The organism is Leucobacter chromiiresistens (assembly GCF_001477055.1).
Lineage (GTDB): Bacteria > Actinomycetota > Actinomycetes > Actinomycetales > Microbacteriaceae > Leucobacter > Leucobacter chromiiresistens_A.
In genome coordinates this window covers 1-715 of sequence record NZ_LDRK01000152.1, presented here as the reverse complement: position 1 = coordinate 715, position 715 = coordinate 1, and the positions used below count along the sequence as shown (strand labels likewise).

At 75.1% G+C, this 715-nt stretch carries 1 protein-coding gene; it reads right to left on the bottom strand.

Going from position 1 to position 715, the window contains the following annotated elements:
• Nucleotides 1-72: 72 nt before the first annotated feature.
• Nucleotides 73-715: amidase family protein (locus tag NS354_RS12750; RefSeq protein ID WP_241490545.1), on the bottom strand; the 643-nt coding region annotated here is incomplete at its 5' end.

The following is a 715-nucleotide window of genomic DNA, read 5'->3' as shown; positions in this document are numbered from 1 at the left end:
GGGCGCCCCGGCGCTCGGCGCTGGGCGCCCCGGCGCTCGGCGCCGCAGCGCCAGGCGCTGGGCGCGCCGCGCTCAGGCCACCTGCGCCCAGTCGACCTCGGCGTCGCCGCCGCGCGCGCCCTCGAACCAGAGCGCGACCCGCATCAGCCGGTCGTCGCTGCCGATGCCCGAGGCGATCTGCAGGCCGACGGTGCGCCCGTCGCGCTGCACGCCCGCGCCGATCGAGACGGCGGGCTGCCCCGACATGTTGTAGGGCGCTGTGAAGGAGATGTGCCCCATCGTCTCGAGTGGGTCGAGAATGGGCATCGGGTCTTCGGCGGGGAACGCGGCGACGGGCGTGACGGGCGAGAGCACGAGGTCGAACGGCTGAGTCGCGGCGCGCGTGAGGCGCGCCATCTCCTCGATCATGCCGCGGTTGCGCACCGTCTGCGCGGCCGAGAACTCGGCGCCCGCGATGCACCACTCCGCGATGAAGGGGAGCACGACGGCGCGCTCCTCTGCGCTGAGCGCCTCGTAATCGGCGAAGGATCGGCTGCGCCAGAAATTCACGAGCCCCTCGAGCACCGCTGCGGGCACGAAGGGGTCGAGCGGCTCGACCGTCGCGCCGGCGTCGGCGAACCGCGCGGCGGCGCGCTCGATGATCGCCCGCGTCTCCGGCTCGACCGGCAGTCCCGAGCCGGCGTCGAGCTGCAGCCCGACGCGCAGGCCGACGGGG